Here is a 2,937-nt window from a genome sequence, read left to right on the forward strand (position 1 = left end):
AAAAATAGATTTTACCAAGCAAAACCGAGTGAATTAGAGTTTTAAAAGCTTTATTCATTTAAATGAATCGCTAGTAATCAATTGCCGACGGCAAGCGATTACTCACAATATTAATAACGTGATTAAGTTATTAAGGGCGCACGGTGGATGCCTTGGCACTAGAAGCCGATGAAGGACGTTACTAACGACGATATGCTTTGGGTAGCTGTAAGTAAGCGTTGATCCAGAGATTTCCGAATGGGGGAACCCAGCACAAGTTATGTTGTGTTATCGACATGTGAATACATAGCATGTCCGAAGGCAGACGCGGAGAACTGAAACATCTTAGTACCCGCAGGAAGAGAAAGAAAAATCGATTCCCTGAGTAGCGGCGAGCGAAACGGGAAGAGCCCAAACCAATGAGCTTGCTCATTGGGGTTGTAGGACACTCTATACGGAGTTACAAAGGAATAAATTAGACGAATCACCTGGAAAGTTGAACCAGAGAAGGTAAAAGTCCTGTAGTCGAAAGTTTATTCTCTCTTGAGTGGATCCTGAGTACGACGGAGCACGTGGAATTCCGTCGGAATCCGGGAGGACCATCTCCCAAGGCTAAATACTCTCTAGTGACCGATAGTGAACCAGTACCGTGAGGGAAAGGTGAAAAGTACCCCGGAAGGGGAGTGAAAGAGAACTTGAAACCGTGTGCTTACAAGTAGTCAGAGCCCGTTAATGGGTGATGGCGTGCCTTTTGTAGAATGAACCGGCGAGTTACGATCTGATGCAAGGTTAAGCAGCAAATGCGGAGCCGCAGCGAAAGCGAGTCTGAACAGGGCGTTGAGTATTTGGTCGTAGACCCGAAACCAGGTGATCTACCCTTGGTCAGGTTGAAGTTCAGGTAACACTGAATGGAGGACCGAACCGACTTACGTTGAAAAGTGAGCGGATGAACTGAGGGTAGCGGAGAAATTCCAATCGAACCTGGAGATAGCTGGTTCTCTCCGAAATAGCTTTAGGGCTAGCCTCAAGTGATGATTGTTGGAGGTAGAGCACTGTTTGGACGAGGGGCCCCTCTCGGGTTACCGAATTCAGACAAACTCCGAATGCCAATCAATTTAACTTGGGAGTCAGAACGTGGGTGATAAGGTCCATGTTCGAAAGGGAAACAGCCCAGACCACCAGCTAAGGTCCCAAAATATATGTTAAGTGGCAAAGGATGTGGTATTGCCCAGACAACTAGGATGTTGGCTTAGAAGCAGCCATCATTTAAAGAGTGCGTAATAGCTCACTAGTCGAGTGACACTGCGCCGAAAATGTACCGGGGCTAAACATATTACCGAAGCTGTGGATTGTCCGTAGGACAATGGTAGGAGAGCGTTCTAAGTGCGTCGAAGCATGATCGCAAGGACATGTGGAGCGCTTAGAAGTGAGAATGCCGGTGTGAGTAGCGAAAGATGGGTGAGAATCCCATCCACCGATTGACTAAGGTTTCCAGAGGAAGGCTCGTCCGCTCTGGGTTAGTCGGGTCCTAAGTCGAGGCCGACAGGCGTAGACGATGGATAACAGGTTGATATTCCTGTACCACCATTTATCGTTTTAAGCGATGGGGGGACACAGTAGGATAGGCGAAGCGTGCTGTTGGAGTGCACGTCTAAGCAGTGAGACTGAATGGTAGGCAAATCCGCCATTCTCAAGGTTGAGCTGTGATGGGGAGAGGAAACATGTTTTCCTCGAGTCGTTGATTTCACACTGTCGAGAAAAGCCTCTAGCTAGATAACTGGTGCCCGTACCGCAAACCGACACAGGTAGTCAAGATGAGAATTCTAAGGTGAGCGAGAGAACTCTCGTTAAGGAACTCGGCAAAATGACCCCGTAACTTCGGGAGAAGGGGTGCTCTTTAGGGTTCACGCTCTGAAGAGCCGCAGTGAATAGGCCCAAGCGACTGTTTATCAAAAACACAGGTCTCTGCTAAACCGTAAGGTGATGTATAGGGGCTGACGCCTGCCCGGTGCTGGAAGGTTAAGAGGAGTGGTTAGCTTCTGCGAAGCTACGAATCGAAGCCCCAGTAAACGGCGGCCGTAACTATAACGGTCCTAAGGTAGCGAAATTCCTTGTCGGGTAAGTTCCGACCCGCACGAAAGGCGTAACGATTTGGGCACTGTCTCAACGAGAGACTCGGTGAAATCATAGTACCTGTGAAGATGCAGGTTACCCGCGACAGGACGGAAAGACCCCGTGGAGCTTTACTGTAGCCTGATATTGAAATTCGGCACAGCTTGTACAGGATAGGTAGGAGCCTTAGAAGCGTGAGCGCCAGCTTACGTGGAGGCGCTGGTGGGATACTACCCTAGCTGTGTTGGATTTCTAACCCGCGCCATTGATCATGGCGGGAGACAGTGTCAGGCGGGCAGTTTGACTGGGGCGGTCGCCTCCTAAAGTGTAACGGAGGCGCTCAAAGGTTCCCTCAGAATGGTTGGAAATCATTCATAGAGTGTAAAGGCATAAGGGAGCTTGACTGCGAGACCTACAAGTCGAGCAGGGTCGAAAGACGGACTTAGTGATCCGGTGGTTCCGCATGGAAGGGCCATCGCTCAACGGATAAAAGCTACCCCGGGGATAACAGGCTTATCTCCCCCAAGAGTTCACATCGACGGGGAGGTTTGGCACCTCGATGTCGGCTCATCGCATCCTGGGGCTGTAGTCGGTCCCAAGGGTTGGGCTGTTCGCCCATTAAAGCGGTACGCGAGCTGGGTTCAGAACGTCGTGAGACAGTTCGGTCCCTATCCGTCGTGGGCGTAGGAAATTTGAGAGGAGCTGTCCTTAGTACGAGAGGACCGGGATGGACATACCTCTGGTGTACCAGTTGTCGTGCCAACGGCATAGCTGGGTAGCTATGTATGGACGGGATAAGTGCTGAAAGCATCTAAGCATGAAGCCCCCCTCAAGATGAGATTTCCC

General features: G+C 50.1%; 1 rRNA gene. It reads left to right on the plus strand.

The window, feature by feature from the left end:
• Nucleotides 1–120 precede the first annotated feature (120 nt).
• Nucleotides 121–2,937, plus strand: a 23S ribosomal RNA gene (locus HMPREF2846_RS06865); the annotation flags it as partial.

Origin of the sequence: Staphylococcus sp. HMSC056G08 (assembly GCF_001812305.1) — a bacterium.
Classification (GTDB): Bacteria; Bacillota; Bacilli; order Staphylococcales; family Staphylococcaceae; genus Staphylococcus; species Staphylococcus simulans.